Genomic DNA, 25,915 nt, shown 5'->3' on the forward strand with positions numbered 1-25,915 from the left:
GCTACTTCACCCCCCAAGGGCTGGTGACCGTGGAGAACGACTTGCCCGTCTTGGGCTCCGTGATGTGCACGGCGCAGGCGGTGCAGGGGTCGAAGCTGTGGACGGTGCGCAGCGCGTTGATGGGCTTCTCGACATCCTCCACCGGGACGCCGATGAGCGCCTGCTCCACCGGCCCGTGCTCGCCCTTCGCGTTGATGGGCGCGATGTTCCACGTGGTCGGAATGATGATCTGGTAGCCGGTGATCTTGCCGTCCTTCACATGCTCGGTGTGGTAGAGGGCACCGCGCGGGGCCTCCCAGAAGCCCGTGCCCTCGCCCGTGGTGCGGGCCGGGGTGCGGAAGTACTCGCTGTCGCCGCTCTTGATGGCCGCGATGAGCTCCTTGACCCAATCCTTCATGAGGCCGGCGATGTAGACGGTCTCGATCTGGCGCGCGGCGGTGCGGCCGAGCGTGCTCTGCAGCACTTCGATCTGGCCCGGGACGCCCAACGTCTCGAGCACGCCGTCGATGGCGTCGACCACGAACTTGACGTTGCGCTTGTACGCGACCAGCAGGCGGGAAAGGCCGCCGGCCTCCATGGCCTGGCCGTCGTAGGAGGGGGACTTGCTCCAGGTGTAGCGGTCCTTGACGTCGTATTCGGTGTACTCAGGATCGGTGACTCCCTCGCGGGGGTTCAGGTCGCTGTTGCCCACGTACCAGCTATGGCCGACGTACTCGTGGATTTTGTCCTCGTCGACGTCGGAGAGCTTCAGTCCGTCGCCCAGCACGCCGGCGGGCAGATAGCGCTTGTTCATCTCGAAGGACGGGTCGTCGAACACGCCCCAGGCGATGTAGCGGCCGCAGCCCTTGCCGAAGGTGAAGGCATCCTTGTAATACGGCACGAGCGCCAGGGAGTCCTGGACGAGCGTGCCCGCTGCCCAGTCATAGAGCTCGTTGACCAGGCCCCACAGGTCGTCGAGCTTCTCCTCGGTGGGCACGAACATGGTGCCTCCGACGGTGCTCGTCATGATATGGGGCATCTTGCCGCCGAGCAGGGCCGCGATTTCGCTGGCCTTGGCCTGCATGGTCAGCGCCTCCAGGTAATGGCTGGTGAGCAGCAGGTCCGCCTCGGGGGGCAGCAGGTAGCCCACGGTGTCCTTGGAGTCGAACCAGTTGCCGCTGAAGATGGACAGCTGCTTGTTCTCCGCGAACTTCGTGAGGCGGGCCGCCACGGCGTGCAAATCGCTCGTGTTGGACGTGCCGAGCTCCTTCGCCAAATCGATGGCGGCGTCGACGTCGGCGGAAAGCCCGTTGATCGGGTTCACGTAGTCAAGCGCGCACAGGTTGTAGAACCACAGGATGTGGCTGTGCAGGAACTGGGCACCCTCGACGAGGTTGCGGATGATGCGGGCGTTGTTCGAGATGGTGATCCCATACGACTTCTCGCCTGCGATGGAGGAGGCATGGGCATGGGACACCGGGCAAACGCCGCAGATGCGCTGCACGATCTGGGCTGCGTCGTCGGGGGTTCGGTTCTCGACAACCAATTCCATGCCGCGGAAGCAGCCGCCCGACATCCAGGCGTTGGTTACCACACCGTTTTCCACTTCCATCTCCGCACGAAGATGGCCTTCGATACGGGTGATCGGATCGATGATTGAACGCGTCATGATTTACTTGCCCCCTTTCATGTTCGCAACGGTCTTCTCGTACTCGGCGTCCTGTTCCTTCCAGAACTCCTCGGCGCTGACGGTCGTGGTGGTGCCGTCCTCGTTGATGATCGTCTTGTCGGCGCCGTACCGGCCCACGGACTTGTCGGGATGGCTCTCGTCCCAGGCGCGCTGCTGCTCGAACTTCAGCTTGCCCTTCATGCGGCCGGATGCCTTGACGCCGAAGCCGTGGACGACCACGGCCGCCGCGACGACAGCGGTGACCGCAATGGCCAGCGTCTGGGGCTGGAACCACCAGTCGCCGATGCGCAGGTCGCGGGAGCGCTCGTGGAAGGGGGTGTTGACCTCCACCCAGTTGTCGCCCGGGTCCATGGGGTTGGCCTCGCAGCACCCGATGCAGGGGGCGCCGGCCTCGATGCACCAGCTGCGGCGGTGGTTGTACCGCACGATGCCGCAATTCGCCTTGGTCTGGGGACCGCGGCACCCGAGCGCGTACAGGCAGTAGCCCTTCGCTTCCTCGGGGCTGCCGAACTGGTAGACGAACTCGCCGTTCTCGAAATGGCCGCGGCGCTGGCAGTTGTCGTGGATCGTCTGGTTGAACATCAACGCGGGCTTGTTCTCGCTGTTGAGCTCGGGCAGGACGCCCATCATGACGACGTCGACCAGCACGGCGACGAGCCATTCGGGGTTGGCGGGGCAACCGGGGATGTTGACGACCGGCACGTTGATGCCGTTCTTCTGCAGGAGCTTCTGGACGCCGATGGCGCCGACCTTCCCCGCAACCCGGGAGGTGGCCGCCATCCAGCCGCCGTTGACGGCGCAGGAACCCAACGCGACGACGGCATTGGCACCCTTCGCAGCCGCCAGAAGGCTCGTGACGCCCGGGGTGTCGGCCACGCGCAGAGCCTGGCCCGACCAGCCCTCGAGCGGGGCGCCTTCGTACACCAGAATGTAGTTACCGGCCTCGATGGTCTGCTCTTTGGCCTCCTCCATCGACCAACCGGCTGCTGCGGAAAGGGTCTCGTTGTAGTTCAACGAGATCATCTCCAGCACCACGGTTGCGGGATCCGGTGCATCGATCTGCGCAAACGCCTCCGTGCAACCCGTGCAGGACGCTCCCTCGATCCAGATGACCGGATAGAGGTTCCCCTCCTTGGCGCCGATCACGGACTCTTCAAGAGCCTGAGCGACTCGAGGAACGGTCAGCTGGGATACCCCGGCAGCCGCCGCCACTGCCCCGCACAGCTTGAGGAAGCTGCGACGTGAAACGCCGCGCGCTTCGAGCATAGCCTCGAACCGGGTGTGGTTGTCCTCTCTTTCCATGTGCACACCTCCTTGGTGTTTCTCGACTGCTTGCTGTTCGCAAACCGGTTCCGATTTTGCACCAAACCGTCAATAAAAGGACAGATAAGGTGCCAAATGCGGGATATCGCGGGCAAAAGGCACGAAAGTATTACGGGCGACAATCTACGTAACATACTTTCTCGGAATCGTACCCGATTTCGGGCGGCGCGGGCTCGTCCGCCGCGCCGAGCCGCCCTCCCACCCATTCTGAAATCCTAGTAGTTTTCAGCCTTGACCTCGAAATACGATTGGGGATGCGCGCACACCGGGCACACGGTCGGCGCCGTCTTGCCGATGTGGATATGGCCGCAGTTGTTGCACTTCCAGGCGTACACGCCGTCGCGCTCGAACACCTCGCCGGCGTTGATGCGCTCGATCAGCTTGCGGTAGCGCGCCTCGTGCTCCTTCTCCACGGCGCCCACGCCGTCGAACAGGGAGGCGAGGTCGTCGAAGCCCTCGGCGCGCGCGGTCTCGGCGAATTCCCGGTACATGTCGGTCCACTCGTAGTTCTCGCCCGCGGCGGCGTCCGCCAGGTTGTCGAGCGTGCCGGGGACCGCCCCGCCGTGCAGCGCCTTGAACCACAGCTTCGCGTGCTCCTTCTCGTTCCTCGAGGTCTCCTCGAAGATGGACTGGATCTGCACGTAGCCGTCCTTCTTGGCCTGGCTCGCGTAATACTCGTACTTGGTGTGGGCCTGCGATTCGCCCGCGAACGCGGTCTGCAGGTTCTTCTCGGTCTGGCTTCCCTTCAGCTCCATTGGGATAACCTTCCTTCCTGGTCGATCGATTACCGTAGGCACGATTATACCGGGATAGGGTTGAAAGGGTATCCTAACCCCAGATGAGAAGCGAAATCAGGAAAATGCCCCGCGGGTATCAGGGGCGCAACGCGTCCCCTTCGCGTGCGAAGAACCCCTCCGAGACGAGATCCTCGACGATGCCCGCGAACTCCGCCGGATCGACGGCGGGGCGTCCGGAGGCGCGCTCCTCGCCGTCGAGGAGCTCCCCCACGCGCGCGCACACGATGCCCGGCTGCGCGAGCACCTCGCGAACGATGAAGGCGCGTTTCTGGCGGCGCGATCCCTCGAAGGCGCTCTGCCGCGCATAGTGGGCGCTGCGCCGCGAGGGGTTCGTCCCGGTGGATTTCAGATGCGCGCCCCAATCGAGCAGCGCGTAGTACCAGCCGCGCGGATCGTCCTCGCTGCAGGTGCGCTCGAGGATGGGGGCGATCTCGCGATCGGGGACCTTGTCGCAGTCGGGGAAGTACTCGTGGAGCACGACCGCGCGGACGTTCGTCTCGAGGTAGACGCCGGGGAGCTGGAACGCGAACGCGCGGATGCCCGCCGCGGTGGCGGGGCCGATGCCGGGCAGAGCCATGAGCTCGTCCAGCCCGCGCGGCATGGTGCCCGCATGCCGCTCCGAGCATATCTCAGCGGTCCTCTTCAGGGCGAGGGCGCGGCGGTTGTATCCGAGGCCCTGCCACAACTCCAGCACGTCGGATGTCGAAGCGGCGGCCAGGGCGTCGATGGCGGGGAACGCCGCCAGGAACCGCCGCCAATACGCGAGCACGCGTTTGACCTGCGTCTGCTGCAACATCGCTTCGGAAAGCCACACCGGATAGGGGTCGTCCAAATTGCGCCACGGCAGATCGTCGCGGCCATGCGCCGCGCCCTCCTCCCATACGCGCGCGATGAAGTCGCGGTCGCGCCTAGAGGCCGGCATCTTCCCGCCATCGGTCGACCGCGCTCTCCAAGTCGTCGAACTCCCTGCCCAGATTTTCGGCGAGCGCCTCCTCGACCTCGCGGTATTCCTCCGACCCCAAGGACTGGTACAGGGCGATCTTCTCGAGCACGTTCGCGCGCGTGACCGGGACGTAGCGCCGGTTGCGAATGCCCTCGCGCCACGCCTCCTCGACCGCCTGGCGGCCCGCCGAGTAGATGTCGGTGCGGGACATGCCCTGCGTCAAGGCGACGAGCTCCTCGCGGTCGAGCATGCCGAGCGAGGGATGCAGGGTGCTGGCGTAGTTCCACAACGAGCCGCGTTCCTCGCGCGTGGGCGGCTTGATCTCGAAATGCTCGAGGGGGAACAGCAGGTCGGCGAAGAAGGCGTCGAGCTGGGCATCGGGCCCGGACGAGGCCATCACCTGCACCTGCGGATCCTCGACTGCATTGCGGATGAACGACACCACCTGCAGGGCACCGCGCGTGAGCTGCATGTACAGCGGAAGCGGCGCGCCATCGGGCGCGGAGAAATCGGGGACTCCCCATTCGTCGATGTTCTCGAGCATCAGGACGCCGGGGCCCGAAAATCCGTTGGTTATGAGCTTTTGGCCGTTGTGCATGCCCTTCGACATCATGATCGAAAGCGTCGGCAGCCCTATGGCGTTCTCCTCCACGCGCATGCGGATGGCGGGAAATCCCAGCTCGGCCCCGGTCGCCAGCATGAAGATGTTGGCGTCGTCGGGAGAATCCGCGCTGATGAGCAGCGAGCCCGTGCGGGCCGCGTCCTCGATGCCGTGGCGCAGGCGCATCATGGCGAGGAACTCGTTGAACTCCCCGTCGTCCGCCATCCCCACGCCCCGGCGGCGCATCGCCTCGATCGCGCGCTCGAAGCCGACGAGGTCGGCATAGCCCGACTGCTCTTCTGCCTCCTCGGCCTCTTCGTCATCCTCTTCGGAATCCCGGTCGGCGGCATGCTTCTTGCCCGCCAGCTGCATCAGCTGCGTGGCGTCGGCGGTGTCGCCGGTGAGCATCTCGGCCATGCCCTGCGCCTCGTCGGTCGGCATGCCGAAGCCCTCGAGCGCGCTTTGCGCCATCGACTGGAGATGATGTGTATGGTCCGCCTCGTCCTGGGCGGTTGAATACGGCTCCAACAGCCCGTACACGTGCTCCGCGAGGGAGGCGTCCTTCAGCTCCACGGCGGTCTTCCACGCCTTGCGCAACCCGTCGACGTAATCCGCCCCGGGCGTTCCCTTCGATTGCGCGGCATCGAACGCCGCGAGATACAGATGCGCGGACTGCGGCAGGTCGCCGCGAAGCACCGCCTCGTCGGCGAGTTTCAGATATTCGCGTGCGGTCGAATCGGCACCTGCGTTTCCTGCGCGTTCATCGCAACCTTCATGTGCGGTCATACTCGACCCCCTTATGCGGCTCAACGGTCTGCTTATGTGTTTAACCACGTCATAGTAAAGCGTGGCGATCGGAGCGTGCGGCCAGAATCCCCCGCCGTTCGCGAATCGTCATAATTCATATGCAGGCGGTGGCGAATCCGCCGCCCCGACGGCGAACGGAGCGCTGGATCAGCCGTACGTGTAGTAGCCCGCCCGCTCCTCGCGGGCCTCCCAATCGAGCACCGGCCAGCCCGCCACCTTCGCGCGGCGCTCGAGCGGGTTGTCGGGCGTGACGGCATGGGGGTGATCCGCCATCTCGAGCAGGGGGATGTCGGAATGGTGGTCGCCGTAGGCGTCGGTGATGCGCCAGCGACCGGCGCCGAAGCGCCTGTCGGCGAAGCGCGTGATCGCGGCGACCTTCTCCTCCCCCTCCACGGGCAGGCCGTCGACCTGGCGCGTGTAGCAGCCCCTCTCGTCCACCACCATGCGGGTGCTCACCTGGTATTCGAAGGGATGGCGTTCCAACGCGCGGGCGACGATGGCGTCCCACGAGGCGCTGACCACCACGACCACCTTGCCATCGGCGGCGTGCGAGCGCATGCTGGAGTCGGCGGCAGGGCGGAATCGCTTCTCGATCACCTCGTCGTAAAACCCCCGCAGGTACACGTCGGCCTCCTGCCTCGGCATGCCGTCGAAGGCGCGGAACACCTGGCTGCGGACCCAGCTTTCGTTCTGGGGAAGCTGCAACTTGTAGAACAGCGCCCAGAACCCGATCCCGATCCCCGGGGCCAGCCGCAGCTTGCGATGCAGCAGCAGATGGCGCACGAGCAGCACCGGTGAGTTCCCGGTGATGCACGTCCCGTCGAAATCGTAGACGGCAAGTTCGACGGGCTTTCCGTCCTGGCCTGCATGCTCCGCCATGCGGATGACCTCCTAGCCTTCCTCTTCGCACACGAATTGCGAATTGTACAACTTCGAGTAGAACCCGCCAAGCGCCATCAGCTCCTCATGCGTGCCCTGCTCCACGATATCGCCGTGGTCGATGCACAGGATGAGGTCGGCGTTGCGGATGGTGGACAGGCGATGGGCGATCACGAACGAGGTGCGGTCGCGCATCAACGCGTCCATCGCGGCTTGGATCTGCCGCTCGGTGCGCGTGTCGACGGAGCTGGTTGCCTCGTCGAGCACGAGCATGCGGCGATCCGACAGGAAGGCGCGGGCGATGGTGATAAGCTGGCGCTGACCCGCCGACAGGTTGCCGGCATCCTCGGCGAGCTCCATGTCGTAGCCGCCGGGCTCCGTGCAGATGAAATGGTGCGCGTGGGCCGCGCGCGCCGCCGCCTCGACCTCCTCGTCGGTGGCATCCGGATTGCCGTACCTGATATTGTCGCGGATGGTGCCGCTGAACAGCCACGTGTCCTGCAACACCATCCCGACGCAGCTGCGCAGTGCGAAGCGATCGTATTCCCGCAGGTCGTGGCCATCCAGCCGGATCGACCCGCCCTGCACATCGTAGAAGCGCATGAGCAGCTTCACCATCGTGGTCTTGCCCGCGCCCGTAGGTCCCACCAGCGCCACCGTCTGGCCCGGCTCCACCGTGGCGCTGAAATCCTTGATCACCGGATGGTCCGGATCGTAGCCGAAGCGCACGTGCTCGAATTCGACGCGGCCCTCCACGTCGGAGGCATCTGCTCGTGCGGGCGCGTCTTCGATCTCGTCCTCTTCCAAAAACTCGAACACGCGCTCGGCGGCGGCCGCCATGGACTGCAGCACGTTCGCCACCTGGGCGAGCTCCTGGATCGGCTGCGTGAAGTTCTTCACGTACTGGATGAACGCCTGGATATCGCCCACGGTGATGGACCCCCGCACCGCGAGCATCGCCCCCGCGACGGCGGTGGCCACGTATCCCAGATTGCTGATCAGGTTCATGGCGGGCATCATGAGCCCGCTGATGAACTGCGATTTCCAGGCGCTTTCGTACAGCTTGCCGTTCGCACGGTCGAACTCGTCCAGGGCGCGCGCCTCGCCGTTGAACGCCTTCACCACCTCATGGCCGGAGAACGTCTCCTCCACCTGGCCGTCGATGGCGCCCAGCATGGCCTGCTGCGCCTTGAAGTAGCCTTGGCTGCGCTTGACGACCACGCGCAGGAGCAGCGCCGTGAGGGGCACGATCACGAGCGCGATCAGCGTGAGCACGGGCGAGATGAGCAGCATCATGATCAGCACGCCCACGATGGTGACGAGCGAGGTGACCAGCTGGGTGAGCCCCTGGTTGAGGCTCTGGCCCAGAAGGTCGACATCGTTGGTGATGCGGGAGAGCACGTCGCCGGTGGAGCTCCGCTCGAAATACCCCAGGGGCATGCGATCGATCTTCAGGTCGATCTGGCGCCGCATGTCGTAGCACACGCGCTGGGCGATGCCGGACATGATCCAGCCCTGCCCGAACGCGCAGGCGGACGACACCGCGTACAGCGCCAGGGCGCCGATGAGGATGCTCGCGACCGCCCCGAAGTCGATGCCGCCCGCCCCCTGCGCCGCCGCGACCGAGCCGTCGAACACCTCCGTGGTGGCGAGCGAGAGGACCTTGGGCCCGATGACGTTGAACACGGTGGAGGCCAGCGCGAACACGACGACGAAGGCCAAGCCGGCCTTGTGCGGGGACAGGAACCGCACAAGCGACCGCATCGAACCCTTCAAGTCGCGCGGTTTCTCGCCCGCGACCATCGAGGAGGGGCCGCGCGTGGGCGCACGGTGCTGCCGCCGCCTCTGCTGCTCCTGCTTGAGCTCTTCCGACGTGGTCATCACGCACCCCCTTCCGCCGCCAGCTCTTCGGGCGAAAGCTGGCTCGTAGCAATTTCGCGATAGGTCCCGCACGTTTCCATCAGCTGGGCGTGGGTGCCCTTCCCCGCCAGGCGGCCCTCGTCGAGGACGATGATGGTGTCGGCGTTGCGGATCGTGCTGATGCGCTGCGCGACGATGACGACCGTCCTGCCCGCGAGCTCGCGCGCCAGGGCGGCCCGCAGCGCGGCATCGGTCGAGTAATCGAGGGCGCTGAAGGAATCGTCGAACAGGTAGGCGCGCGCCGGCAGCGCGACCGCGCGGGCGATGGCCAGGCGCTGGCGCTGCCCGCCCGACACGTTGGTGCCCCCCTGCGATATCTCGGCGTCCAGGCCGCCCAGCTCTTCCACGAACGAATCCGCCTGCGCGATGCGCAGCGCCTTCCATATGTCCTCGTCCGTCGCATCGGGCACGCCGTAGGCAACGTTGTCGCGCACCGTCCCCGCGAAGAGGAAGGCCTTCTGGGGCACGTAGCCCATCTGCGCGTGCAGGGCATCGAGGGGGATGTCGCGCACATCTTCGCCGTCGAGCGAAACCGTGCCCTCCGTCGCATCGTACGACCGCGTCATCAGGCGCAATATGGACGATTTGCCGCAGCCCGTCGGTCCGATGATCGCCGTGGTCCGCCCCGGCTCGGCAACGAAGCCGATATCGCGCAGCGCGGGCTCGGAACCGCAGTCGTAGCGGAAGGTGACCCCATCGAAGGCGATGCGCGCGCCGGCATCGGCGGCGGAGGCGCCCGCAAGCGGATGCGGGGCATCCGCCACCGACGGCTGCGTGCCCAGCACCTCGTCGATGCGCCCTGCGGAAATATCCGCGCGCGGCAGCATCATCATGATCAATGAGAGCATCATGAACCCCATGACGATGACCATCGTGTAGGTGATGAATGCGATCATCTGGCCCGTCTCCATGGCCCCTTGGCCGATGAACCCCGCGGCCACCCACACGATCAAGCACGAGGTGGCGTTCATCACGAGCATGGTCAGGGGGCGCATCAGCGACATGACGCGGTTGGTGAACAGCTGGGTGTCCCTCAGGTTGGCGTTGGCCTCGTCGAAGCGCGCCTGCTCATGGGATTGGCGGTTGAACGCCCTGATGACGGGGATGCCCGTGAGGATCTCGCGCGCGACCAGGTTCACCCGGTCGATGAGCTTCTGCATGATGCGGAACTTCGGCATGGCGACGCCGATGAGCACGGCGACGACGAGCGAGGTCGCCACGACCGCGGCGACGGCGATCCATCCCATGCCCGGCTGCGTGCGCACGACCATGATGATGCCGCCGATCGCCAGTATGGGCGCGTAGAGCACCACGCGCATGAGCAGGACCGAGATCATCTGTATCTGCTGCACGTCGTTCGTTGCGCGCGTGATGAGGGAGGCGGCGGAGAATTTCTGCACCTCGGCGCGCGAGAACCCGACCACGGTGGCAAACAGGCGCCCGCGCAGGTCGCGCCCGATGGCGGCCCCGGTGCGGCTGGCCAAGAACGAGATGACCGCGCTCGCGCACGCACCGACCGCCGTGACGCCGATCATCTTCCCGCCGATCGCCAGCAGGTACCCCATGTCCGCACCCGAGCCGGAGACCACGGCGCGTTGGATTCCGGTGTCCACCAGGTCGGCGGTCAGCGTGGGGAGCATCAGATCGCAGAACGCCTGCACGAGGAGGAGCCCCAATATGAGCACGACCACGCCGGCATGGGGCGCAAGATATTTCAAAGCACGCATGGGGGCGTCGACTCCTTGGGACGGCGAAAAATTCGAGAAGCATGCAACCAGCTCGAAAACTCGAGGGCACCCATTATAGGATAATGAAGAAATTCCTGTTTATCGGCCCGTATGGAGCGTAAACTGCTCGTTGAAAAGAAGCGGGGGAGCTTCGATGCCCCAGGCCGGCGAGAAAGGGAGAACGCCATGCCTCATGAACTGAACGATGCGTTGGAACTGCAGCGGTCGTGGCAGGCCTTCAACACCGCATGCGAGAACTACACGCGTCGCGCGGGGGTCTCCTCCGCCATGATGCAGGTGGTCGCGTACCTCTACCGAGAACCCGACAAGACGCAGAAGGAGATGTGCGAGCGCACGCACCTTCCGAAGCAGACCGTCAACAAGGTCATAACCACGCTGTACAAGCGGGGTTTCGTCGAGATGCAGGAGCTTCAGAAGGACCGCCGCGCGAAGGCGGTGCGGCTGACGCCGATGGGGCGCCGCCACGCCCGCCGCATGGTGGAATCGCTCACCGAGCTGGAGCGCAAGGCGCTGGCGTCCTTCACGCCCGAGCAACGGCGCGACTTCGTGGCGATGCTCAAGGCCGTCACCGCAACCGTGGAGGCGTCCGAGCCACCCGCCGACGCCTTGGCGTAAGGCCTTTCCCCTAGTCCGGGACGCGGAGGCAGCGCATGGCGTTGAGGATGGCGATGCACGCCACGCCTACGTCGCCGAACACGGCCAGCCACATGGTGGCGATGCCGATGCCGGGAAGCGCCAAGACCATGATCGCGATCTTCACGCCCAGGGCGAACACGATGTTCTGCCATACGATGCGCATGGTCTTGCGCGCGATGCGGATGGCGCGGGCGATGTTCGACGGCTTATCGTCCATGAGCACGATATCCGCTGCCTCGATGGCCGCGTCGGATCCCATCGCTCCCATGGCGACGCCGATATCGGCGCGCATGAGCACCGGCGCGTCGTTGATGCCGTCGCCCACGAAGGCGAGCTTGCCCCTCTCCGGCTCGGCCGCCAAAAGCTCTTCCACGCAGGCGACCTTGTCCTGCGGAAGCAACTGGGCGCGCACCTCGTCGATGCCGAGCTTCTCGGCCACCGCCACCGCCACCTCCTGGCGGTCGCCGGTGAGCATGACCGCCTTGCGCACGCCCGCGGCATGCAGGGCGCGCACGGTTTCCGCCGCATCGTCCTTCACCACGTCTGCGATGACGATGTGCCCGATGTAGGCCCCGTCGAGGGCGACGTGGAGGATGGTGCCCACGAGCGTGCAGTCGTGGAAGTCGATATGCTCGGCGAGCATGAGCTTGTCGTTGCCGACCAGCACCGCATGGTCGTCCACGCGCGCGAAGATCCCCTCGCCGCCGCGCTCCTCGACCTCGTCGATCTTGGCTTGGTCGATCTCGCCCGAGTAGCTCGCCCGCACGGACAGGGCGATGGGATGGTTCGAGAACGCCTCGGCATGGGCGGCGTAGGACAGCAGCAGATCGGGATCGGCGCCGGCATGCGGATGCACGGCCACCACGTTGAACGTCCCGTTGGTGAGCGTGCCCGTCTTGTCGAACGCCACGGTGTCGGTCGACGCCAGCGCCTCCAGGTAGCTGGAGCCCTTCACCATGATGCCCGCGCGGCTCGCGGCCCCGATGCCGCCGAAGAACGACAGCGGCACGCTGATGACCAGCGCGCACGGGCAACTGACCACCAGGAATACGAGCGCTCCTTGCACGGACTGGCTCCATGACGCCCCGAACGCGGGGCTGAGCACCATGATCGCCGCCGCCAGGCCCACCACGACCGGGGTGTAGTACCGGGCGAACCGCGTGATGAAGTTCTCGGTGCGGGCCTTCTTCTCGCTGGCGTTCTCCACCAAATCGAGGATGCGCTGGACGGTCGACTCGCCGTAGGGTTTGGTCGTTCGCATGGTCAGCACGCCGGTCAGGTTGACGCAGCCGCTCGCCACGGAAACGCCCTCCTCAACGGTGCGGGGGACGCTCTCCCCCGTGAGCGCGCTCGTGTCGATCTCCGACCGCCCCGACACGACCACGCCGTCCAGAGGCACGCGCTCGCCCGGCTTCACCACGACGATGCTGCCGACCGCGACCTCGGCGGGGTCGACCTGCTCGATCGCGCCGTCGCGTTCGACGTTGGCGAACTCGGGCGCGATGTCCATCATGTCGGAGATGCTGCGGCGGGTCGCGCCGACGGCGTAGCTCTCGAACAATTCCCCCACCTGGTAGAACAGCATGACCGCGGCGCCCTCGGCCATATGGGGCTCGGCATCGGGGAACAGCACCAGCGCGAACGCGCCGATCGTGGCGATGGTCATCAAGAGGTTCTCGTCGAAAGGCTGCTTATGCACGATGCCGTGCCATGCGCGCCCGAGCACGTCGTACCCCGCGACGAGGTACGGTACCAAGAATGCGGCGAATTCGACCCAGAGCCCGTTCGGCATGCGATCGAACGCGTGGAAGCCGGCGTTCGCCACCTCGAGCACGGCGAATATCGCCAATGCCACGACGATTCGGTTGCGGCGCTTCCGCTGCTTCTTCGAGAGCCTCCCCTTCATGATGGCACGCTACCGTAGCACGTCGCAGTCGGGCTCGATGTCGGAGAATATCTCGATCGACTGCGAGAGCGCATCGTCGAACGCCGCGTCATCCGCATCGAGCGTGAACTTCATCGTCATGGCGTTGACGCTCGCGCTGCGAACCCCCGGGATCTGCTCGATCCTCGCCTGGATCTTGCCGGCGCAGTTCGCGCAGATCTCCCCATCGAGTTTCATTACCTTCCGCATGTTGCTTCCTCCTTATAGGACCTTTCCATACGCCGTTATTCGCATATATGCGTCATGCCCTGGCTGAGCATGGTGTGCACGTGGTCGTCGGACAGCGAGTAGATGATCTGCTTGCCCTCTTTCCTGAATTTCACCAGGCGGGCCTGCTTGAGGATGCGCAGCTGGTGCGACACGGCGCTCGGGCTGACCCCCACCGCCTCGGAGATGTCGGCGACGCAGAGCTCGGAATCCATCAGCGTGTACAGTATGCGCATCCGCGTGGTGTCGGCAAGCGCCTTGAAAAACTCGGCGAGGTCGTAGAGGATCTCCTCGTTTGCAGGCACCTCGCATGCATCCTCCATGGTTCCGCCTCCGTTTCACCTTATGCCGATCGCGTCTTTCAGCAAATATATGAGCATATGTTCATATGTTATCGCAACAATACTCCCGGAACGCCCCGCCGTCAAGCGATCAGAACGGAATCGCAATAAGATATTCGTTGAGCGTTCCGGACCGCCCATCCGCCCGGAAGCGGGCGGCGGACCTGCCCGCGCCCTCGACCTGCTCCGCGAGGGAGGCGACCTCGGCGTCGGAGAAGCTATGGGCGTACCGGTACGCTCCGGGCCTGCCCTGCCACCCCAGCAGGCTATCCCCTTCGCCGAACTGGGACGGGTCGACCCCGATGCCCTGCAGGGCGAGCTCGACGAACGCTCGGCGGTGCGACGCGCGCGCCTTCTCCGCCAGCGAGGGGTCGTCCATGAAGCGCCAGAGCGACACCGCGCAGAGCCCGTCGGGGGCGGTGTGCGAGAGCAGCCATGCCAGAAGGCGGCCGCGGAGCCCTCCGGTCGGCACATGGTGGAAGAAGCCGAAGCAGGCGACCATGTCGAACGCCGCGCGCGCCTCGGACGGCGCGGCCGGCGCGCAACCCGCGGGGGCGGCGGCGAAGGCAAGGCGCGCGTCGTCGACGACGCCCTCCCCCGCGAGCAGCGATGAGATGATGTCGGCCTCGATGAAAGCCGCATCCCCGTCGTCCGGCACGAGGGACGCGCAGGCGTCGATCCCCACCGCGCGGATATCCGCCTGGGAGAACGCCTCCCGCAGGAAGCGCTCGAAGCGGAGGTTTCCGCATGCCACGTCCAGCACGCGCAGGGGCGCCGCCCCCGTCAAACGCGGATCGCCGCTCCCCCACCGGCCCTCCATCTGCCCGGCGACGCACCTCCACCCCGGCCACGCGCTCCGCCGGGTGGCGGAGAACGACTCCGCGTTCCGCTCGTAGAAGCGCCGATCGAGTGCAGCGAGCGTATGTGCCGTTTTCGCGTCCATGCCCCGACTATAGCGCAAGCGGTACAATGGGTCGCTATGAACGAGCTATTCAACGACATCGTCGCGCACCTGCACGCCGAGGGAGGTTTGGAGCCCTCGGCCTTGCGGCGCATCCTGGCGGAGCACAACCGGCGAGCGCGGGCCGGCGAGCGCGCGTTCGCCAAGAAGCACCTGTACCCCTATTTCCTGAATGTGCGCGCGACCGACCCGGAGCGGTGGCGCGCCTGGAACCTCAGCGACGCCGAAATCGAGGCCATCACCGCCGCCGTGCGCATGAAGCCGCGACGGACGCAATCCGGCGTGGCGACCATCACCGTGATCACGAAACCCTGGCCCTGCAGCGGGCAGTGCCGCTACTGCCCCAGCGATATAAGGATGCCCAAGAGCTACCTGTCCGACGAACCTGCCTGCCAACGGGCGGAGCGCAACTGCTTCGACCCCTACCTCCAGGTGGCGAGCAGGCTGACCGCGCTCACGCAGATGGGCCATACGACCGACAAGCTCGAGATCATCGTGCTGGGAGGGACCTTCGCCGAATATCCGCGCGGCTACCAGGTCTGGTTCGCGCGGGAGCTGTTCCGCGCCGCGAACGACGCGGGAGGCAGCACCGGTGCGGAACGCGCCCTTTCGGGGGACACCGCAGCCCTACCGGCGCAGCGGGGCGCGGAGGGCGGAAAGCCGCACGGCTGCGGCGGAGGCACGTCCCTCCTCGCCAAATCCGTGCAGGCCAGGCGTCGGTTCTACGAGGAAGCGGGGATCCCCTGCGACCCCGATGAGCTCGCCCGAGCAGGCGAGTCCGCGCAAGCCGCCATCGATAGCGGCCGAGAAACGTACAACGAGGCATTCCCCGCCCTCTACGGCAGCGGCTCGGCCTGGCAGCGCGCCGCGGCGGTGCAGACCGCGACGATAGAAGACCTTGAGCGCGAGCAGACCGCCAACGAAGGCGCCGCCCACCGCGTGGTGGGACTGGTCGTCGAAACGCGCCCCGACACCATCGACCCCGCCAGCCTGACGCTCTTCCGCCGGCTCGGGTGCACCAAGGTGCAGATCGGCGTGCAGAGCATCTCGCAAGACCTTCTCGACGCGAACCTGTGCTGCATTGATGTCGGGCGAATCGCTCAGTCATTCGAGCTGCTGCGCGGCTTCGGGTTCAAAACGCACGCGCATGCCATGGTGAACCTGATGGGGTCCGAACCCGACCGAGATCGCCGCGAGTTCGCCCGCTTCGTCTCCGAGGCCCCCTGGCAGCCGGACGAGGTCAAGCTCTACCCGGCAGCCCTCATCGGCGGAACGCAGCTGGAACGCGATTGGATGGAGGGGCGGTGGAAGCCCTACGATGAGGAAACGCTGGTCGGCGTGCTCGCCGCCGACGTGCTCGCCACGCCGCCCTACACCCGTATCAGCCGCATGATCAGGGATTTCAGCAGCGGGGATATCATTGCCGGCAATAGGAAGCCCAATTTGCGCCAACTGGTGGAGGAGCGGGTCGCCGGGTCCGGCGCACCCGTGCGCGAGATCCGCTACCGCGAGATCGGCAAGGCCGGGTGCCGGGCCGAGGACCTGCACCTCGAGACCATCCCCTACGAGACGACGAACACGGACGAGCGGTTCCTGCAATGGACCACCCCCGAGGGGAGGATCGCGGGGTTCTTGCGGCTCTCGCTCCCCCGCCGCCGCTACGTCGCCGAGCACGGGGAAGAGCTGCCCATCGGCGAAGGCGAGGCCATGATACGCGAGGTGCACGTGTACGGAAGCGTTGCCCGGCTGGGCGCGGATGCCGCCGCGCCCGCCCAGCACCACGGCTTGGGCACGCAGCTGGTGGAGGAGGCCTGCCGAATCGCGCGCGAGGCGGGGTACGGGAAGCTCAACGTGATCAGCGCGGTGGGCACGCGCGGATACTACCGCGCGCGAGGGTTCGAGGACAACGGGCTTTACCAGCAGCGCGCGCTGTAGGGTTTCGCCAAGGCGCGCTCAAGGGAGGGAGCGGAAGAACTCCACGACGATGCGCGCGCACTCGTCCGCCGCGATGCGCTCGAACACCGGGTACATCATCTCGCGGCTACCGTCGGCCTTGTCGGATATGGCCCGGATGATGACGAACGGGATGGCGTTGACGGTGCAGGCATGAGCGATCGCAGCCCCCTCCATCTCGCAGCAGCGGGCGCCGAACTGCCGGACGATGGCCCGCTTCGCCACGTCATCGCGGATGAACTGGTCCCCCGAGGCGATGCGCCCCTCATGCGCCGACACGTTGGGCGCGGCGGAGGCCGCGGCGGCGAGCACCGCCGCGCGCAAGGCGGGGTCGGCGGCGAACGAGGCGGCGGGCATGCCGGGCACCTGCCCGGGCTCGTACCCGAAGTTCGTCGCGTCGACGTCGTGGTATACGCAGTCCGTTGACACGACGATGTCGCAAATGTCGATGGCGGCGTCGAGGGAGCCAGCGACGCCGGTGTTCAGCACGTGGGTGACGCCGAACACGCTGGCGAGCACCTGCGCGCACAACGCGGCGTTCACCTTCCCCACACCGCTCTGGACGATCACGCACGGCACGCCCGAAATCTCGCCCTCCGAGAACTCCATCCCCGCAGCCGCCGTGTCCGCGCGGCGCGCGAGAACGGCACGCAAGCGGGCGACCTCGACATCCATCGCCCCGATGACCCCTATTTTCATGCTACCCCTTGCGCATTATGTTGATGATGACGGCGACCGACAGCACGAAGGCGCCCAGATAACCGAAGAACGACAGGATGGGCACGCCGAACACGTAGGCGCTGTCAGCGGCATACGGAAGCATCGACGAGCCGATGAACAGGCCCGCGATGATGATGGCCATCGACACGCGGCTGACCATCTCGCTCAGATCGCGCAGCGGCTTGGGCGGCATGACCATCTCCATGTTCACCTTCAGCTGCCCGCGCGTGAGCATGTGCAGGGCATCGCCCGCGTACGAGGCGGCCTCGGTCATCCCGACCGCAGCGCTGTACAGGGCCTTCGCCGCATCCTCGATCGTCTCCTTGGCCTTGTCAACCTCGCTCTCGGAGTTCTTGATATGGGCGTTGATGATCCCGATGATGCTGTCCTGCCCGACGAAGGGGGCAACCGTGCCCTCCATGGTCACGATGCCGCGCGACACGTTGGTGATCGACGTGGGCAGCGTGACCCTCGACTGACGCGTCAGCGCGAACACGTCGGAGAGGAACATGCCGATGTCCAAGTCTCCCACATCGACCGAGCCGTAGTCCTTCAGCAGAAGGTCGAGGTCGGCGAGGAAGCGCGGATGGTCGATGGCGGAATTGTCCTTGACGACCGCGAAGGCGAGCAGCGCGTCCTTCAGGCGGGCGGCGCTCCCCACGCCGACGGCGCTGATGATATCGCCGAACCCAGTGCGGTCACGCGGGGAGAGGCGCCCCATGATTCCCAGGTCGATGTAGACGATCTTCCCGTCGCGGATGATGATGTTGCCGGCATGCGGGTCGGCATGGAAGAAGCCGTGATCGAGAATCTGCGTGGCGTAGTTGTCCAGCAGCTTCTCGCCGATCTCCCTCAGATCGTAGCCCCCGGCCCGCAAACGCGCGGTATCGCTGATGGGGACGCCCTCGATGTACTCCATGACCAGCACGAACTCGGTGCAGTACTGCGGATACACCGTGGGGCACGAGATGTATTTGCAATCCTTGTTCAGGCGCCCGAAATCGAGCAGGTTCTGCGCCTCGCGCTCGAAGTCGGTCTCCTCCAGGAAGGTGCGCCACATCTCCTCGACGACGTCGTCGAAGTCGAGCATCTGCTCGCCGCGCACCCATGTCGAGGCGCGGCGGGCGAATTGGCGCATGATGGCGATGTCCTGCGCCATCTTCACCTTCACGCCGGGGCGCTGCACCTTGACCGCCACCGTCTCGCCCGAGACGAGCTGTGCCTTGTGGACCTGGGCGAGCGACGCGCTGCCCAAGGGGGTCGGGTCGATGCTATCGAAGATCTCGAAGAACCGCTCCTCCCCGTAATTGTCGAGAAGCGCTTTGCGAATCTCGTCGAAGGGAAGCGGCAAGCTCTCGCTTTGGAGCTTCTCCAGCTCCTGGCAGTACGCCTTGGGGAGGATCTCGGAGCGCGAGGACAGCGTCTGGCCGATCTTCACGAAGCTGGGGCCCAAGTCCTCCAGCATCTCCCGGAAGCCGACCGGTGAGATGCCCCGGAAGATGTGATGCTTGCGCGCGATCGAGTAGATCTCCCGCAGGCGCGCGGCCCGGGCGCGGCGGCCGAGGTCGAACCGCCGCTCGGGATCGACCTCGGACCCCGAGCTGAATATGAATCTCAGTACGGAACTTCCCGGCACGTCGTCCCCCTGGAGAGCCTAGGCTTCCGGTTCCTCTTCGTCGGCGGCGGATTCGCCCGCCCCCTCTTCGACGACCTCGGCCTCGACCACTTCGGCGGAAGCGTTCAGCTTTGCGGCGATCTCGGCCGCCTTCGCGGCGAACGCGGCGCGCTCTTCGGCGTTCATGGCGGTCATGCGGGCCTCCAACGCGGTCTCGCGCACAGCCTGCGTGGCGTCGTTCGCCTTGTGCTGCAGCTCTTCGTTGATCTGCTTGCCCTGTTCGACGGTCAACTCGCCCCGGGAGATCATCTTGTCGACCACTTCTTTGGCCTTTTCGCTCGTGAGCGCGGCAGCGCCGATGCCTGCCAGGAAAATGCTCTTGAAGCCTTCACCGATGTTTGCCATAACGACTCCTTGCTCTCGGATTCCGGTACCCTCATGATAGCGCAACGCATGGATTATCGGGGGTAACGGGATAGAGTCACTTGCAAAGGGTCCGTCATCCGCCGGCAGCGTGGTAGGATAGGCCGCATGGATGGATTCAACGGATATATCGGCGTGTTCGACTCGGGGGTCGGCGGCATCAGCGTGTTGAAGGAGCTCGTGCGCGAACTCCCGCACGAGAGATTCCTCTTCTTCGGGGATTCGGCGCACGCCCCCTACGGCGACAAGGGCGCCGACCAGATCGCGCGCCTCTCGCGGCGCATCGTCGGCACCATGGTCGACGGGGGCTGCAAGGCCATCGTCATAGCCTGCAACACCGCCACGAGCGCGGCGGCGGACGGGCTGCGCGCCCTCTGGCCCGAGGTCCCCATCGTGGGCATCGAGCCGGCCTTGAAGCCGGCGGCGGAGGCTCCGGAGAACGAGCGCATCCTCGTGATGGCGACCGCCGCAACGTTGCGCCTGGAGAAATTCCACGAGCTTGCGCGGGCCTGGGGCAGCTCGTCGGAGATCCGCACCCTCGCGTGCCCGGGGCTGGCCGACCTCATCGAAACGGGAAGGCTCGACTCCCCCGCGGTGCACGCTTACCTGGAGGAGAAGCTGGCACCGTATCGAGGGCTCGTGGACGCGGTGGTGCTGGGATGCACCCATTACCCCTTCGTCAAGAAGCAGATCCGGGATATCCTGGGCCCCGTGCCCTTCTTCGACGGTGCGCCGGGAACCGCGCGCCAGCTGCATCGCAAGCTGGAGGACGGCAACCTGGCCGCCCCCGCGCTGCAGCGCGGGGAAATCGTGTTCCGCAGCAGCATCGAGGGGGATGCGCAGCAGGCCCTCTATGAGCGCCTGTTCAACCTGCCAACCGAGTAGCGCCCCTCTCGGGAATGCCTATTCCTCGGAAAGGATCTCGTCGACGAGGTCGACCTTGGCGTGCATTCGGTCCTCGTACCCGGGCCGGATATCGGCCTTCAGCACGACCTCCGTGCGAATGCCCTTGTCGGCCAGGACGAAGGCGGCGTCGCGCACGACCCGCATGACCTCGTCCCATTCGCCTTCTATCTCGGTGAACATGGAGTTCGTCCGATTGGGCAGGCCGGACGCGCGGATGACGCGCACGACCTCCGCCACCTCTTCGGAAAGCTCGTCGCCCACGCCGAACGGGGCGATGGCGACCGCCACCAACGTGCTCATGCTATGCCTCCTCCACGACGATGTCCGCCGCGGCGATATCCGCGGGGACGATGCGATACAGCTCATCCAGGAACGCAACCTTGAAGCTCGCGGGGCCGCGCGATTCCTGCGCGGCGCGCTCCCCCGCCACCGCATAGGCGGAACTCGCGGCAACGGCAGCCGCGAAGGGCTCGGCCACGGAGGCGTACACGGCGCACACGCCGCCCAGGCTGCATCCCGAGCCGGTGACGGCGGTGAACAGCGGCGATCCGCCGCCCACGCGCGCGACCGAGGCTCCGTCCGTCACCAGGTCCGCATCGCCGGAGACGGCCACCGCGCCGTGCGTGAACCGCGCGAGCGCGATCGCCGCTCCGCGGGCGGCGGCGACGGTGTCGGTCGAATCCACGCCGCGCACGCTGCCGCCGGAAATCCCCGCATCGAGCTCCCACGTCTCCGCCAGCGCGATGGCCTCGGACGCGTTGCACCTGATGATGGCGGGCGGGAACTGCCTCATCTGCCCGTAGAGGCCGATCCGCATGTTCCCCAGCCCGATGCCCACCGGGTCGAGCACCCAGGGCACGCCCGAGGCGGCGCAGGATTTGATCGCGGCGGGGACGGCAGCCTCATGCACCGGAAGCAGCGATCCCATGTTGATGTACAGGGCCCCGCTGACCGAGGCCAGCGGGGAGATCTCGTCGGCGAGATAGGTGACGGCTCCGCTTCCGCCCACCGCGAGCTGGGCATTCACCACGAAATCCACCGTGATGACATTGGTGATGGCGGGCGCCAGCGGCTTCTTCGCGCGGGCCTCGCCCACCGCCTGCGCGGCGGCTTCGATAAGTTCGTTCAACGTGCTTCCTTTCAGCAGAGGTTTCCAGCGCGGCTACACCGTCTCGAAGTCAGCGGGCGATACGGGCTTGCCCGGTCGCATGGAGACCTCGACCTTCAGGCTGACGCGGGCGTTCTTGGGAACGCTGCTCGTGACGAACGCGCTGCCGCCGATGACGGCGCCCTCGCCCACCACGGTCTCGCCGCCCAGCACGCTGGCGTTCGAGTAGATGGTGACGTAATCCTCGATGGTGGGATGGCGCTTGACGCCCCGCAGGCCCTGGCCCGCACGGGTCGACAGCGCGCCCAATGTGACGCCCTGGTACACCTTCACGTGCTTGCCGATGATGGTGGTCTCGCCGATGACCACGCCCGTTGCGTGGTCGATGAAGAAGTAATCGTCGATGACCGCGCCCGGGTTGATGTCCACGCCGCTATGGGAATGCGCGTATTCGCTCATGATGCGCGGCACCAGGGGCACGTCCTGCACGTACAGCTCGTGCGCGATGCGGTACACGAAGATGGCGAAGAAGCCCGGATAGCTGAAGATGATCTCCTCCTTGCTCTGCGCCGCGGGGTCGCCGTCGAAGGCGGCCTGCACGTCGGTGAGCAGCGCTCGCTGGATCTCGGGGATCTTCTGCATGAATGTGCCGACGATCTCGTTCGCATGCGCGCCCACCCGCGCTGCCGGAGCATCGGTATCGCGGAAGAACAGCGCCTCCTTCACCTGCTCCTGCAGCGTCTCCTCGATGCGCGCCATCAACTCGCCGATGTAGTACTGCGGGTGCCGCAGTGCAGCCGATTCCCCGCCGAAGTACCGCGGGAACATCAGGCTGCGCAGATCCTTCAGCACGCCGATGGCGGCACCCCTGCTGGGAAAATGGCGGTCGGCGCAGTTCAGGCATATCTCCTTGTTGTCGTAATTTCGGGCGATCTCATCGACGATGGAGACAAACTTCTCGTTTTGGATCATTGATTCCTCCTTGCGGACACGCCGGCGGCGCCTTGTATTCACGCGCTATTCTAGCGCAATGGATGGTGAATCCGAGAATCTCCGTGGGTTGAGGTACCATGGCGTGGTCATTTGCTCTCTCTCCTAGGAGGATTCGATGGAAAAAGAAGCTGGGGTATCGGAAGCGCGGCTTTCGGGCCTTCTGCCCGTGGCGGTGTTCTTGGTGCTCTTCATCGGCAGCGGCGTGGTGCTGCAGAACTTCTACGCCATGCCCGCCGTCGTCGCGTTCCTGTGCGCCTTGGCAGTCGCGTTCGCCCAGAACCCGCGCCGCACGTTCGATGAGAAGCTCGACAGCGTCGCGCGCAGCATGGGCGAGCCGAACGTGATGATCATGTGCCTGGTGTTCGTGCTCGCCGGCGCGTTCACCGGTGCCGTGTCCGCGGCGGGCGGGGTGGATTCCACCGTCAATTTCGCGCTCTCCGTCCTTCCCACGGGCATCGTGTTGCCGGGCCTGTTCCTCATCGCGTGCTTCATAAGCTTGTCCATGGGCACGTCGGTGGGCACCATCGCCGCGCTCGCGCCCATCGCCATAGGCATCGCCTTGAAGACGGACCTCGGCGGAGCGCTGTGCCTGGGCGCCATCGTCGGAGGCGCCATGTTCGGCGACAACCTGTCGATGATCTCCGACACCACCATCGCCGCCACGCGCACCCAGGGATGCCGCATGGACGATAAGTTCAAGGAGAACTTCAAGATCGCGCTGCCCGCCGCCATCATCACGTTCGTCGTGCTGCTGGTCATCGGGCTGGGAAGCGACTACGCCGTCCAGGGGGACCTCACCTACAACCTGTGGCAGGTGCTCCCCTACATCGCCGTCCTGGTGGCGGCGCTGGCGGGCGTGAACGTGTTCGTCGTGCTGGTGGCGGGCACCGTGCTCTCTGCCATCGTCGGCCTCGCCCTGGGAACGATCAGCCCCGAGAATGTGTTCACCGTCGTGGGCAGCGGGCCGGACGGCAGCGGCGGCATCATGAACATGTACGACATCACCGTCATCAGCATCATATGCGCCGGCATCATCGGCCTGGTCAAGGACAACGGCGGCATCGACTGGGTGCTCGACCTCATCCGCGGCCGCGTGCACAGCCCCAAGGGCGCGCAGTTCGGCATCGCGGCGCTCACCAGCGCCGTCGACATCAGCACTGCCAACAACACGGTCGCCATCGTCATCGCGGGCCCCATCGTGAAGGACATCAGCGAGGAGTACGATATCTCACCCCGCAGGGCGGCATCGCTCATCGACACGTTCGCCAGCGTGTGGCAGGGCATCATCCCCTACGGCGCGCAACTGCTCTACGCGAGCGCGGGGGCCGCGGCCGCCGGCATGGCGGTGAGCCCCTTCGAGATCGTCCCGTTCCTGTTCTACCCCTTCCTGCTGGCCGCATCCGCGCTCGCATACATCGCGATCCGGCAGAAGTAGGCCGGGGATCGGCAACGCGAGCACCGCTTTCCCCATCCGCTGCGAGGGAGGCCGGGTGTTCTCGCATGCGCAAGGGGGCGTTGGCGTAGACCAGCGCCCCTTCTTCGCGCACTGCATTTTCGAGAAGTATCCGGCCGGGCAGAAAGCATGCCCGAAAATGGAAGGTCAAATCGATTTTGATGCCCTGCCATCGAGCTGCTTTCTCGTACCGGAAATCATCCGCGACCAGCAAGGATCGCCCTTTCTATGGCAGCGCCATAAAGTGCAGGGAAAGAAATTGAGAACCGGGATGGCGGCATAGGTCCAAAATCCCCGCACTCATGGCAGCATAGGTCCAAAATCCCCGCACTCGAAATCTTGACACGGGTCAATGGTGCGCATTTTGCAGCCCGCCCGCGATGCGACCTTTCCGACCGAGCTGCCGTCCAAACCTTGCGTGCTGCATCAGAGTCGAGAATGGCGTCCGGAACCGTGGTGTAAGAGCCCGCCTCCGAGGCGAGGGCCGCAGGCCCTCCCGATGAAGGCAGGCTCTTACACCACATTCACGGACGCGATCGAGCCGAGCATACGGTCGGCCGCCATCCACCAAAACGCTCGGCAGCCCAATTCATCGGGTTGTCAGCTTTTCGAAGGCTGAAGGCTCGAAAACGTAGAACCGAGCGCCAACTTCGGGGGTTTCCGGCCTTTCCCGAGCCTGGAAGGCCGGATGGCACCCTTCGGGAGCCAACTTCGGGGGTTTCCGGCTTTTCTCAGACCTGGTTACCCGAAGTGCTTTTCGGCATCAATGTTCTGAACTGGGAAAACGATATTTCCTTTGGAAAATCCTGAAAAACATTGCGGTTGAAAAGGTTAGAAAGCGGCTTTTCTGGCGCAAAAGAGCCGAATTTAGGCGGTTCAGGTTCCGGAAAAGCTAGAAACCCCCGAAACTGGCTCCCCTCGGTAACGTCCGGTTTCATTCGAAAAAAGCTGGAAACCGCCTTTTTTGGCGCAACGAGATGGCGTAATGCAAACCGCTCAAGGCGACATCGACGAAAAGGGTAAAGACCATCCGCGGATCGCGCGTCGAACGTTGGCGTAACGGCTGCCCCGCAGGAATCATGCGGGATGCTGAGCGGCTTTGGGTAGTTGGCCCTTGTTCAAGTCAGCGCCCCGCACCTGCTATCGTCGCCCTTAGCGTAAAGTAATCGAATGATTCCTATTTGAAGGGGCTTCAGCAGTTCGCCTAAGAAATCAACGGGTTGGCAACCAACGGGTTGGCAACCCCGTTTTGGGCAGATCGCAGAAAGAACGTCGGCATCCCCCATGTCCAACGCCCAATAAAGGGCAGCCAGACCCCCTTTCGCATCCGGATGGCAGGATCACCGCTTGTACATCTCGCTGCGATGCCCGAGAGCGAACATCTCAACCACAAGGATATCGTCCTCGATCATGCAGAGGACCCGATAATCGCCGACGCGGTAGCGCCACTCTATCGAGCGATTTGCGGTAAGCCCCTTGCCATGGGCGCGCGGGTCCTCACAACCCCCGAGGTTCTTGCCGATCCACGACGTAATGAGCCTCGCGTCGAAGCGATCCATCTTCTTCAGCTGCTTGAGGGCGCGCGCCGTATACTCGACCCGCCATGCCATTAGAGTCCCAATTCCGCCAGCACCGGAGCATGGCTGTAGCGCTCGCCCGGGTCCTCGGCCACGGCATCGAGCAACCCCTGCAGATCGCATGTGTCCTCGATCTTCTCGAAGATGGTGTCTCGTGCGAAGTCGGAGAAGCTCTTGCCCTGGAAGGCCGCAAACCTCTTGGCCACCTCGGCGTCGGCCTTGGACATCCTCAGCGTCATTGTCGCCATGCCCTCTCCTTTTCTCTCGATATGAATACATTGTTTTCTCTTCAAGGGGACCCTTTCCGTCCAGTGGGGAAATCGCTGACGTGGTAGCGCCGAAAGGGACGAAAGGGCGTTTTTCCCGGCGTAAAAAACCGAGCCCGTTGAG

25 protein-coding genes are annotated in these 25,915 nt (G+C 65.3%); 5 read left to right on the forward strand and 20 right to left on the reverse strand.

The features are described from left to right. Position 1: 1 nt before the first annotated feature. The 8 genes from NOV21_RS07210 to NOV21_RS07245 all read right to left on the reverse strand — a co-directional run bounded on the left by NOV21_RS07210 (position 2) and on the right by NOV21_RS07245 (position 10,666). Entirely contained in the window at positions 2 to 1,648 is a 1,647-nt protein-coding gene (locus NOV21_RS07210; RefSeq protein WP_283170355.1) for a nickel-dependent hydrogenase large subunit, read from the reverse strand. A gap of 3 nt (positions 1,649 to 1,651) precedes the next feature. Further along, entirely contained in the window at positions 1,652 to 2,971 is a 1,320-nt protein-coding gene (locus tag NOV21_RS07215) for a hydrogenase small subunit (RefSeq protein WP_283170354.1), read from the reverse strand. Between the two features lie 236 nt (positions 2,972 to 3,207). Then, positions 3,208 to 3,747: a rubrerythrin gene (rbr, locus tag NOV21_RS07220; RefSeq protein ID WP_283170353.1), complete on the reverse strand. Its 540-nt coding sequence runs from the start codon at positions 3,745 to 3,747 to the stop codon at positions 3,208 to 3,210. A 118-nt stretch (positions 3,748 to 3,865) separates the two neighbouring features. Further along, positions 3,866 to 4,711, reverse strand: coding sequence for an HhH-GPD family protein (locus NOV21_RS07225; protein ID WP_283170352.1), 846 nt, complete (start codon positions 4,709 to 4,711; stop codon positions 3,866 to 3,868). After that, positions 4,698 to 6,119, reverse strand: coding sequence for a hypothetical protein (locus NOV21_RS07230; protein ID WP_283170351.1), 1,422 nt, complete (start codon positions 6,117 to 6,119; stop codon positions 4,698 to 4,700). Before NOV21_RS07230 ends, NOV21_RS07225 begins: the two co-directional genes overlap by 14 nt. A gap of 168 nt (positions 6,120 to 6,287) precedes the next feature. After that, on the reverse strand, positions 6,288 to 7,019 hold the full coding sequence (locus NOV21_RS07235; protein WP_283170350.1) for an HAD family hydrolase: 732 nt from the start codon (positions 7,017 to 7,019) through the stop codon (positions 6,288 to 6,290). A gap of 12 nt (positions 7,020 to 7,031) precedes the next feature. Further along, positions 7,032 to 8,900 (reverse strand): ABC transporter ATP-binding protein, encoded by a 1,869-nt coding sequence (locus tag NOV21_RS07240; RefSeq protein ID WP_428978390.1) that lies wholly within the window; start codon positions 8,898 to 8,900, stop codon positions 7,032 to 7,034. Continuing rightward, positions 8,900 to 10,666: an ABC transporter ATP-binding protein gene (locus NOV21_RS07245; RefSeq protein WP_283170349.1), complete on the reverse strand. Its 1,767-nt coding sequence runs from the start codon at positions 10,664 to 10,666 to the stop codon at positions 8,900 to 8,902. The genes NOV21_RS07240 and NOV21_RS07245 overlap by 1 nt, the downstream gene beginning before the upstream one ends. Before the next feature lie 186 nt (positions 10,667 to 10,852). On the opposite strand from NOV21_RS07245, the gene NOV21_RS07250 reads away from it, so the two are divergent. Beyond that, a complete protein-coding gene (locus NOV21_RS07250) occupies positions 10,853 to 11,302 on the forward strand; it encodes a MarR family winged helix-turn-helix transcriptional regulator (RefSeq protein ID WP_283170348.1) in 450 nt (149 codons plus the stop codon). A 10-nt stretch (positions 11,303 to 11,312) separates the two neighbouring features. Here the strand turns inward: NOV21_RS07250 and NOV21_RS07255 are convergent, their stop codons facing one another. The 4 genes from NOV21_RS07255 to NOV21_RS07270 form a co-directional block, all read right to left on the reverse strand. Then, positions 11,313 to 13,229, reverse strand: a complete 1,917-nt coding sequence (locus NOV21_RS07255) for a heavy metal translocating P-type ATPase (RefSeq protein ID WP_283170347.1) — start codon at positions 13,227 to 13,229, stop codon at positions 11,313 to 11,315. A gap of 9 nt (positions 13,230 to 13,238) precedes the next feature. Next, positions 13,239 to 13,457, reverse strand: a complete 219-nt coding sequence (locus NOV21_RS07260; protein WP_283170346.1) for a cation transporter — start codon at positions 13,455 to 13,457, stop codon at positions 13,239 to 13,241. A gap of 35 nt (positions 13,458 to 13,492) precedes the next feature. Beyond that, positions 13,493 to 13,798, reverse strand: a complete 306-nt coding sequence (locus tag NOV21_RS07265; RefSeq protein ID WP_283170345.1) for an ArsR/SmtB family transcription factor — start codon at positions 13,796 to 13,798, stop codon at positions 13,493 to 13,495. Positions 13,799 to 13,907: 109 nt separating this feature from the next. Beyond that, on the reverse strand, positions 13,908 to 14,759 hold the full coding sequence (locus NOV21_RS07270) for a methyltransferase domain-containing protein (protein WP_283170344.1): 852 nt from the start codon (positions 14,757 to 14,759) through the stop codon (positions 13,908 to 13,910). Between the two features lie 36 nt (positions 14,760 to 14,795). Between NOV21_RS07270 and NOV21_RS07275 the strand changes: the two genes are divergently transcribed. Continuing rightward, positions 14,796 to 16,712, forward strand: coding sequence for an elongator complex protein 3 (locus tag NOV21_RS07275; RefSeq protein ID WP_283170343.1), 1,917 nt, complete (start codon positions 14,796 to 14,798; stop codon positions 16,710 to 16,712). Positions 16,713 to 16,730: 18 nt separating this feature from the next. Here the strand turns inward: NOV21_RS07275 and NOV21_RS07280 are convergent, their stop codons facing one another. The 3 genes from NOV21_RS07280 to NOV21_RS07290 are packed head-to-tail and all read right to left on the reverse strand — an operon-like array spanning position 16,731 to position 19,470. After that, positions 16,731 to 17,429 carry a 5'-methylthioadenosine/adenosylhomocysteine nucleosidase gene (locus tag NOV21_RS07280; RefSeq protein ID WP_283170342.1) on the reverse strand — a complete coding sequence of 233 codons (699 nt, stop codon included), beginning with the start codon at positions 17,427 to 17,429 and terminating at the stop codon, positions 16,731 to 16,733. 1 nt (position 17,430) lies between these two features. After that, the gene (locus tag NOV21_RS07285) at positions 17,431 to 19,086 is read right to left on the reverse strand and encodes an ABC1 kinase family protein (RefSeq protein ID WP_283170341.1); all 1,656 of its coding nucleotides are present in this window, start codon (positions 19,084 to 19,086) and stop codon (positions 17,431 to 17,433) included. A gap of 18 nt (positions 19,087 to 19,104) precedes the next feature. Beyond that, positions 19,105 to 19,470, reverse strand: coding sequence for a hypothetical protein (locus NOV21_RS07290; RefSeq protein ID WP_283170340.1), 366 nt, complete (start codon positions 19,468 to 19,470; stop codon positions 19,105 to 19,107). A 126-nt stretch (positions 19,471 to 19,596) separates the two neighbouring features. Here NOV21_RS07290 and murI point away from each other — a divergent pair, with 126 nt between their 5' ends. Beyond that, a complete protein-coding gene (gene murI, locus NOV21_RS07295; protein WP_283170339.1) occupies positions 19,597 to 20,373 on the forward strand; it encodes a glutamate racemase in 777 nt (258 codons plus the stop codon). 18 nt (positions 20,374 to 20,391) lie between these two features. On the opposite strand, the gene NOV21_RS07300 is transcribed toward murI, so the two are convergent. The 3 genes from NOV21_RS07300 to NOV21_RS07310 are packed head-to-tail and all read right to left on the reverse strand — an operon-like array spanning position 20,392 to position 22,471. Further along, on the reverse strand, positions 20,392 to 20,694 hold the full coding sequence (locus tag NOV21_RS07300) for a thiamine-binding protein (RefSeq protein ID WP_283170338.1): 303 nt from the start codon (positions 20,692 to 20,694) through the stop codon (positions 20,392 to 20,394). A 1-nt stretch (position 20,695) separates the two neighbouring features. Next, the gene (thiM, locus tag NOV21_RS07305; protein ID WP_283170337.1) at positions 20,696 to 21,523 is read right to left on the reverse strand and encodes a hydroxyethylthiazole kinase; all 828 of its coding nucleotides are present in this window, start codon (positions 21,521 to 21,523) and stop codon (positions 20,696 to 20,698) included. A 33-nt stretch (positions 21,524 to 21,556) separates the two neighbouring features. After that, on the reverse strand, positions 21,557 to 22,471 hold the full coding sequence (locus NOV21_RS07310; RefSeq protein WP_428978389.1) for a serine acetyltransferase domain-containing protein: 915 nt from the start codon (positions 22,469 to 22,471) through the stop codon (positions 21,557 to 21,559). 139 nt (positions 22,472 to 22,610) lie between these two features. Between NOV21_RS07310 and NOV21_RS07315 the strand changes: the two genes are divergently transcribed. Further along, positions 22,611 to 23,930, forward strand: coding sequence for a Na+/H+ antiporter NhaC family protein (locus NOV21_RS07315; protein WP_283170335.1), 1,320 nt, complete (start codon positions 22,611 to 22,613; stop codon positions 23,928 to 23,930). 55 nt (positions 23,931 to 23,985) lie between these two features. Beyond that, entirely contained in the window at positions 23,986 to 24,231 is a 246-nt protein-coding gene (locus tag NOV21_RS07320) for a hypothetical protein (RefSeq protein ID WP_283170334.1), read from the forward strand. A 1,057-nt stretch (positions 24,232 to 25,288) separates the two neighbouring features. Here NOV21_RS07320 and NOV21_RS07325 read toward each other — a convergent pair. Together NOV21_RS07325 and relB are read right to left on the reverse strand one after the other, a co-directional pair. Continuing rightward, positions 25,289 to 25,558 carry a type II toxin-antitoxin system RelE family toxin gene (locus tag NOV21_RS07325; RefSeq protein WP_283170333.1) on the reverse strand — a complete coding sequence of 90 codons (270 nt, stop codon included), beginning with the start codon at positions 25,556 to 25,558 and terminating at the stop codon, positions 25,289 to 25,291. After that, the gene (relB, locus tag NOV21_RS07330; RefSeq protein WP_283170332.1) at positions 25,558 to 25,773 is read right to left on the reverse strand and encodes a type II toxin-antitoxin system RelB family antitoxin; all 216 of its coding nucleotides are present in this window, start codon (positions 25,771 to 25,773) and stop codon (positions 25,558 to 25,560) included. Before relB ends, NOV21_RS07325 begins: the two co-directional genes overlap by 1 nt. Positions 25,774 to 25,915: the final 142 nt, after the last annotated feature.

This window comes from Curtanaerobium respiraculi (assembly GCF_024609215.1).
Lineage (GTDB): Bacteria > Actinomycetota > Coriobacteriia > Coriobacteriales > Eggerthellaceae > Curtanaerobium > Curtanaerobium respiraculi.

Coding starts and splice junctions, on each gene's coding strand:
- NOV21_RS07230 (WP_283170351.1), bottom strand. CDS start 6,119: ATGACCGCACATGAAGGTTGCGATGAACGCGCAGGAAACGCAGGTGCC.
- NOV21_RS07275 (WP_283170343.1), top strand. CDS start 14,796: ATGAACGAGCTATTCAACGACATCGTCGCGCACCTGCACGCCGAGGGA.
- NOV21_RS07210 (WP_283170355.1), bottom strand. CDS start 1,648: ATGACGCGTTCAATCATCGATCCGATCACCCGTATCGAAGGCCATCTT.
- NOV21_RS07290 (WP_283170340.1), bottom strand. CDS start 19,470: ATGGCAAACATCGGTGAAGGCTTCAAGAGCATTTTCCTGGCAGGCATC.
- NOV21_RS07255 (WP_283170347.1), bottom strand. CDS start 13,229: ATGAAGGGGAGGCTCTCGAAGAAGCAGCGGAAGCGCCGCAACCGAATC.
- NOV21_RS07280 (WP_283170342.1), bottom strand. CDS start 17,429: ATGAAAATAGGGGTCATCGGGGCGATGGATGTCGAGGTCGCCCGCTTG.
- NOV21_RS07225 (WP_283170352.1), bottom strand. CDS start 4,711: ATGCCGGCCTCTAGGCGCGACCGCGACTTCATCGCGCGCGTATGGGAG.
- NOV21_RS07315 (WP_283170335.1), top strand. CDS start 22,611: ATGGAAAAAGAAGCTGGGGTATCGGAAGCGCGGCTTTCGGGCCTTCTG.
- NOV21_RS07235 (WP_283170350.1), bottom strand. CDS start 7,019: ATGGCGGAGCATGCAGGCCAGGACGGAAAGCCCGTCGAACTTGCCGTC.
- NOV21_RS07215 (WP_283170354.1), bottom strand. CDS start 2,971: ATGGAAAGAGAGGACAACCACACCCGGTTCGAGGCTATGCTCGAAGCG.
- relB (WP_283170332.1), bottom strand. CDS start 25,773: ATGGCGACAATGACGCTGAGGATGTCCAAGGCCGACGCCGAGGTGGCC.
- NOV21_RS07240 (WP_428978390.1), bottom strand. CDS start 8,900: ATGACCACGTCGGAAGAGCTCAAGCAGGAGCAGCAGAGGCGGCGGCAG.
- NOV21_RS07300 (WP_283170338.1), bottom strand. CDS start 20,694: ATGAGCACGTTGGTGGCGGTCGCCATCGCCCCGTTCGGCGTGGGCGAC.
- NOV21_RS07245 (WP_283170349.1), bottom strand. CDS start 10,666: ATGCGTGCTTTGAAATATCTTGCGCCCCATGCCGGCGTGGTCGTGCTC.
- NOV21_RS07265 (WP_283170345.1), bottom strand. CDS start 13,798: ATGGAGGATGCATGCGAGGTGCCTGCAAACGAGGAGATCCTCTACGAC.
- rbr (WP_283170353.1), bottom strand. CDS start 3,747: ATGGAGCTGAAGGGAAGCCAGACCGAGAAGAACCTGCAGACCGCGTTC.
- NOV21_RS07325 (WP_283170333.1), bottom strand. CDS start 25,558: ATGGCATGGCGGGTCGAGTATACGGCGCGCGCCCTCAAGCAGCTGAAG.
- NOV21_RS07250 (WP_283170348.1), top strand. CDS start 10,853: ATGCCTCATGAACTGAACGATGCGTTGGAACTGCAGCGGTCGTGGCAG.
- NOV21_RS07270 (WP_283170344.1), bottom strand. CDS start 14,759: ATGGACGCGAAAACGGCACATACGCTCGCTGCACTCGATCGGCGCTTC.
- NOV21_RS07260 (WP_283170346.1), bottom strand. CDS start 13,457: ATGCGGAAGGTAATGAAACTCGATGGGGAGATCTGCGCGAACTGCGCC.
- murI (WP_283170339.1), top strand. CDS start 19,597: ATGGATGGATTCAACGGATATATCGGCGTGTTCGACTCGGGGGTCGGC.